Origin of the sequence: Sphingobacterium sp. UBA6645 (genome assembly GCF_002455685.1) — a bacterium.
Lineage (GTDB): Bacteria > Bacteroidota > Bacteroidia > Sphingobacteriales > Sphingobacteriaceae > Sphingobacterium > Sphingobacterium hotanense.
The window spans coordinates 22,075-28,453 of sequence record NZ_DKLH01000014.1; the positions used below are offsets into that span (position 1 = coordinate 22,075).

Annotated in this window: 4 protein-coding genes; all 4 read right to left on the reverse strand. The window is 42.3% G+C overall.

The window, feature by feature from the left end; all coding sequences use genetic code 11:
* Position 1 precedes the first annotated feature (1 nt).
* The 4 genes from B2400_RS02565 to ileS all read right to left on the reverse strand — a co-directional run bounded on the left by B2400_RS02565 (position 2) and on the right by ileS (position 5,528).
* Entirely contained in the window at positions 2-946 is a 945-nt protein-coding gene (locus B2400_RS02565; RefSeq protein WP_293930596.1) for a M20/M25/M40 family metallo-hydrolase, read from the reverse strand.
* A gap of 76 nt (positions 947-1,022) precedes the next feature.
* Positions 1,023-1,673 (reverse strand): lipoprotein signal peptidase, encoded by a 651-nt coding sequence (locus B2400_RS02570; protein ID WP_149527052.1) that lies wholly within the window; start codon positions 1,671-1,673, stop codon positions 1,023-1,025.
* Between the two features lie 54 nt (positions 1,674-1,727).
* Positions 1,728-2,111, reverse strand: coding sequence for a TraR/DksA family transcriptional regulator (locus B2400_RS02575; RefSeq protein WP_149527051.1), 384 nt, complete (start codon positions 2,109-2,111; stop codon positions 1,728-1,730).
* 3 nt (positions 2,112-2,114) lie between these two features.
* Positions 2,115-5,528 carry an isoleucine--tRNA ligase gene (ileS, locus tag B2400_RS02580; RefSeq protein WP_293930600.1) on the reverse strand — a complete coding sequence of 1,138 codons (3,414 nt, stop codon included), beginning with the start codon at positions 5,526-5,528 and terminating at the stop codon, positions 2,115-2,117.
* Between the last annotated feature and the right edge of the window lie 851 nt (positions 5,529-6,379).

A 6,379-nucleotide genomic window follows, 5' to 3' on the forward strand; every position in this document is an offset into this window, starting at 1 on the left:
CTTAGTTCGTCCATTGAAAGTCCATTTTCGGTTGTTTCATCGAATTATCGATCACGTCAATCTCTAATTGTAAGATTGCTTCCAATGATTTATAATCTATCTTGAACTCGTCGTCCGTTGGTTTATGGTAATCATCGTGTCCACCGGTATGAAAAAACAATACAGGAATATTCTTACGATAAAAAGATGTTTGATCCGAACCTCCGTTTCCGTCTTTGCTCAGGTTGAATTTGATGGAGCTTGTCAATCCGTCGAATATCTTCGGAAAAGCTGTACTAGTGCCATAACCGATGATGGCCAATCCATTTTGCTCCTGATATCTGCCAATCATATCCATGTTCAACATCCAATGTATGTTGGATAAAGGCAGGGTAGGATTTTCCGTAAAATAGCGCGAACCTACTAATCCCAACTCTTCGGCACCAAAACCGATAAACAGAAAATTAAACGCTTCTTTTTCTTTATTGGTCGCGTAATGCCTCGCCAGTTCTAATAGACCGGCTACGCCGGAAGCATTGTCGTCGGCACCGTTGTGCAGTTTACCGACACCTAAGGAGTCGCGACTGCCACCGAACTCCCCATAGCCTAGATGATCATAATGTGCCCCAACAACGATTGTGTAAGGAGCGCCGTTATCAAGATAACCAATCACATTATCCGATCGTCGAATGGAGTCCACTAGTTTCACACGTCTTATCTTAGCATCGAAAGACTGTCGGTATCCCTTTTCTCCCATTGCTTGCAGACCATATTTCTTGAAGTATTTTTCTACATAATCTGCAGCCTTATGCGATCCCGCACGACCGGTTTCTCGCCCCTTCATCTTATCGGAAGCGAGGAACTTGATATGTTTTTTCAGGTTTTTAGGATTGACCTGTGCCATTGCGTGCTGCGATAGGCAAGAAAAACATAGGCAGATTAATGTAGCATATAGAATTCCAATCATTCTCATGCTGCAAATATACACTAATTGGTAAAACTGTTAGCCCGGAATGAGTTAACTTTCAGTTATTTTAATCCGCTTAGTCTTCTACTACTTCGTCGTTAACATCATGTTTTTCAACATGTTCTTCTTTGAAGTAGCGGTTGTTGAAGATTAGAATTAAAAATACACCGATAGAAATTGCCGAGTCAGCAACGTTGAAGATGGGACGGAAGAATACAAATTCTTCGCCCGACCAGATCGGGAACCATGTCGGGAATGTGCCTTTCCACATTGGAAGATGGAACATATCGACTACATAACCATGAAGGAAGGTCGCATAGCCACCGCCCTCCGGAAATAGCACTGCCTTTTGGTAGGGTGTGCTCTCGCTGAAGATCATGCCATAAAATGCACTATCAATAATATTTCCCAAAGCGCCCGCAAAAATCAATGCGACGTTAAGAATAAATCCTCGGTTGTACTTGTTTTTAACCATGTAAACGAGGCCATATCCAATACCGATCACAGCGATAATACGGAATACACTCAAAAACAATTTACCATATTCGCCACCGAATTCCATGCCATATGCCATGCCCGGATTTTCGATGAATTGGATCATCACTTTATCGCTTATCACTTTAAAGCTTTGACCAATGGTCATGTTTAACTTCACCCAAATCTTTGAAATTTGGTCAACCAACAAAATAATCGTAATGAGTAATAAGGGCTTGGTATATCCTTTCATAATACATAAAAATGGTCTTTGTGAATACAAAGACCATTGGAGCTAATCTTTTGCTTAATATTGTTTGTTTTTCGCCTCAATACTCAATGTCGTATGAGGTACTGCTTTTAATCTTTCTTTCTGGATAAGCTTTCCAGTTTCTCTACAAACACCGTAGGTCTTGTTCTCGATGCGCACTAACGCCGCCTCAAGGTTGTCCATAAATTTTTTCTGACGTGCAGCCAATTGGTTGATTTGCTCTTTCTCCAAGGTTGCTGAACCGTCTTCTAATGTTTTGTAAGTACCTGCTGTATCGTCCGTTCCGTTTGCATTGCTATTACTTAATGATTTTGTCAATGATGACAACTCTTCACGCGCAATACGTAACTTCTCAAGAATTATTGCTTTGAACTCTTGTAATTCAGCATCGCTGTACCTAGTTTTTTCTGTGTTTCCCATACTTTAATTTTTTTCGATTAATAGCAATAAATTCTTACCATCGACTTCAATAGGTTCCCCTATTACCAGCGAATTGTCGATTTTAAGGGCGTCAGCCAAAATTTCCGTACAAATATACGAGAAATTATTTTCTACAGCTTGTTGAATTTCAGTATTTTGACTTAAGGTAACTGCAATACGGTCGGTAACTTCAAATCCCTTGTCTTTACGCAAGTTTTGAATACGGTTAATTAGTTCGCGAGCCAAACCTTCGTCTTTCAACTCCGGTGTGATATGAACGTCTAACGCCACTGTTAAACGACCTAAATTGGCTACCTGCCACCCCTCAACATCCTCTGCGATGATTTCTACATCTTCACTGCTAATAACATATTCCGTGCCAGTTAACGCGATATTTCCATTTATTTCAAGCTCGCTGATTTGCTCCGCACTCATCGCTTGGATAGCCGCAGCAACAGTTTTCATGTCTTTGCCAACTTTTGCACCGAGCGCCTTGAAATTAGGCTTGATCTTCTTTTTAATGATTCCCGTTGTATCCGTGATAAACTCAATATCCTTGATGTTGGTCTCCGAAAGTATCAAATCTTTTACTTTCTCTACCTTCTCTTGGAAAGAACTATCTAACACCGGAACTAGGATTTTGCTCAATGGTTGACGAACATTGATACCCGACTTCTTACGTAATGATAACGCTAATGAAGAGATGTCCTGAGCTAAGGCCATACGTTCTTCCAATGCCTTGTCGACCAATTCAGAATGGTAAGCAGGGAAGTCTGCTAAATGTACAGACTCGAACTGTTCTTTCTTCGTTGCCGCATTTAAATCTAAATACAGCTGATCTGCAAAGAATGGAGAAATTGGAGATATCAATTTCGCAATCGTATCCAAACAAGTATAGAGCGTTTGGTATGCGGAAATCTTGTCCGTAGAGTATTCGCCTTTCCAGAAACGACGGCGACACAAGCGAACATACCAGTTGCTTAAATGCTCATCCACGAAATTCTGGATGGCGCGAGCAGCTTTCGTAGGCTCGTAATCCGCGTAGTACTCATCAACCTCTTTGCTCAAGCTGTTCAACAAGGAAATAATCCATCTATCGATTTCCGGACGCTCCTCAATAGCGATATCTGGCTCTGCATAGCTGAATTTATCTATGTTCGCGTAAAGAGCGAAGAAAGCATAAGTATTATATAACGTACCGAAGAACTTACGACGAACCTCGTCTAATCCTTCTTCGTTGAATTTCAAGTTATCCCAAGGAGCGGCATTGCTGATCATATACCAACGTGTTGCATCCGCCGAGTACTTCTCGATCGTTGCAAACGGATCGACACCATTGCCCAAACGTTTGGACATCTTGTTGCCGTTCTTGTCTAATACCAGACCGTTAGAAACAACGTTTTTGAAGGCCACAGAACCACGGACCATCGTAGAGATCGCATGCAATGTGAAGAACCATCCACGTGTTTGGTCTACGCCCTCAGCAATAAAATCCGCCGGGAATGCAGAGAAGTATTCTTCTTTGAATGGTAATGCTTCGCCGCGCTCTAATTTATCGTAATCTAAGCCCCACTGCGCATATGGCATGGCGCCCGAATCGAACCAAACGTCGATCAAATCAGGTTCACGATATAGCTTCTGACCACCCTCAGATACCAAGATGATATCATCTACATATGGACGGTGAAGATCTAGCTGATCGGTTCCGAATTTATCTAAATAAGATTGGTTCACCGCTTTTTCTTCTGCTGTTAAGGCATCCGATTGAACAGCTGCTTCTAATAAAGCTTTTAATTCTGGCATCGAGCCCACGCAGATTTCTTCGTTTTCGTCTTCTGAACGCCAGATTGGAAGCGGAGTACCCCAGTAGCGAGAACGCGAAAGGTTCCAGTCTACCAAGTTTTCAAGCCAGTTTCCAAAACGGCCCGATCCTGTAGCTTCCGGTTTCCAGTTGATTGTTTTATTTAAAGCTACCAACTCGTCTTTCAACGCCGTTGTGCGGATAAACCAGCTATCTAACGGATAGTATAATACCGGTTTGTCAGTACGCCAACAGTGTGGGTAGGTGTGTTCGTATTTCTTAACGTCAAACGCTTTGTTCTCTTCTTTTAATTTGATCGCAATCAATACATCGGTCGGACGGAAATCCTTATCTGCGCGCTCTTCGGCAGAGTAGTATTCCTCTTTCACAAAACGTCCTGCGAAATCGGTAATCTCTTTCACAAAACGACCGGTACGATCTACTGTAGGAACATCTTTACCGTTTTCGTCTTTTACTAAAATTGCTGGTACGCCGTTTTCACGAGCTACTTTAAAGTCATCGCCACCATAGGTCGGCGCCGCATGCACGATACCAGTACCGTCCTCCGTAGTCACGAAGTCGCCGATGATTACACGGAATGCTTTATCCATCAATTCATCTGAAGTGATGTAAGGCATCAGTTGATGATAGCGCAATCCTGCTAATTCCTCGCCTTTGAATTCCGCAGCTACTTCCCAAGGGATAACTTTGTCGCCAAGTTTATAGTCTTGGAAAGACACTTGCTGTCCTTCAGCTTTGAAATGTTTCGGGATTAGCGCTTTTGCTAATATAACAGAAACCGGAGCTCCCGTATATTGATTGAATGTCTTGATCTTAACATAGTCGATATTCTTGCCGACTACTAATGCCGTGTTGCTCGGAAGCGTCCATGGTGTAGTTGTCCAAGCGATAAATGCTACATCCTCGATTTCATTATCGACAAGGCGGTCCATCAGGGGATGGATTTGCGCTTTATCCAAGCGGAACTCAGCCACAATGGTTGTGTCCTTCACGTCTTTGTAAGTACCGGGTTGGTTCAGTTCGTGCGAACTCAAACCTGTTCCTGCAGCTGGCGAATAAGGTTGGATCGTATAGCCCTTATAAAGTAAGCCTTTTTTGTAAAGGTCTTTTAAAAGGTACCATAGGGTTTCGATGTACTCGTTTTCGTAAGTGATGTAAGGATGCTCTAGGTCGACCCAGTAACCCATCTTTTCAGTAAGGTCGTTCCAAACATCAGTGTACTTCATTACCTCTTTACGGCAGGCATCATTGTATTCCTCTACCGAGATTTTCTTGCCGATATCCTCTTTAGTAATGCCTAAGGTTTTTTCAACAGCCAACTCAATCGGCAGACCGTGGGTATCCCAACCGCCCTTGCGTTTTACCTGAAATCCCTTTAAGGTTTTGTAGCGACAGAAAATATCTTTGATAGCGCGCGCCATCACGTGGTGAATACCTGGCATACCGTTCGCCGAAGGCGGACCTTCGTAGAATGTGTATGGCTTACTCGCCGGACGGTTAACAATACTTTTCTCAAAGATGTTCTCCGCACCCCAACGTTTCAATACTTCTTTGCCGATTTCTGGTAAGTTTAACTGCTTATATTCCTTATACATCACGAGTTCTTATTCTATTTTTAAAGGTCGCTAATTTAGTGATTTTAAAGGAAAGGAAAAATAGCAACAGGTAACTCCTATGTACTATTTTTTTCCAATAAACATAGATCGAATGCTAGGTAGGTCGAGACTGCATGCTACTTCGCTCAACTCATAACCCTTTCATAACCCTTTCAAATCCCTTTCATAACCCAATCAAACCCGCTCCCAATTGGGTTAGATTGGGGTTATGTTAGTAGTTAGTATTGAGTAGTTAGTATAAAGACCTATAGCGGAATTAGGTTTTAGATATCAGACGTTAGATATTAGAGCAAGGAGCCTATTAGGCGCCTTTTGCTATTTGAGTTGTCTGAACCAGGAAAGGAAGGATGCAAGGATTTGCACGATGTTTTGTTTTGAGCCGGGAAAGGAACGATGCAAGGATTTGCAGGATGTTTTGTTTTAAGCCGGGAAAGGAACGATGCAAGGATTTGCAGGAGGTTGTTTCTTGAGCCGGGAAAGGAAGGATGCAAGGATTATCAGGATGTTTTGTTCTGAACCAGGAAAGGAAGGATGCAAGGATTGTCAGGATCGGGCATGTTGGATATTGGTATGCACTTAGCATATTTTTTTGATATTATTCGTTAAAGGAGACGATTCACTAAACGTCTCCTTTAACGCACGAAGCCCATACCATCATCCAAAACTCTACATGATCCTGCTCATCCTTAAATCCTTCCTTTCCTGGTTCCAAACAAACGGCCCTTTCGAAACCAAATGTTCAAAACAAAACATCCTTATAATCCTTGCATCCGTCCCTTCCTATTTCAAGACAGGGTCTAACTACTAAATACTAATGCGAATTAAGGGTT

Excerpts from the sequence above, each read along its gene's own strand:
- B2400_RS02565 (WP_293930596.1), bottom strand. The coding sequence starts at position 946 with ATGATTGGAATTCTATATGCTACATTAATCTGCCTATGTTTTTCTTGC.
- B2400_RS02570 (WP_149527052.1), bottom strand. The coding sequence starts at position 1,673 with ATGAAAGGATATACCAAGCCCTTATTACTCATTACGATTATTTTGTTG.
- B2400_RS02575 (WP_149527051.1), bottom strand. The coding sequence starts at position 2,111 with ATGGGAAACACAGAAAAAACTAGGTACAGCGATGCTGAATTACAAGAG.
- ileS (WP_293930600.1), bottom strand. The coding sequence starts at position 5,528 with ATGTATAAGGAATATAAGCAGTTAAACTTACCAGAAATCGGCAAAGAA.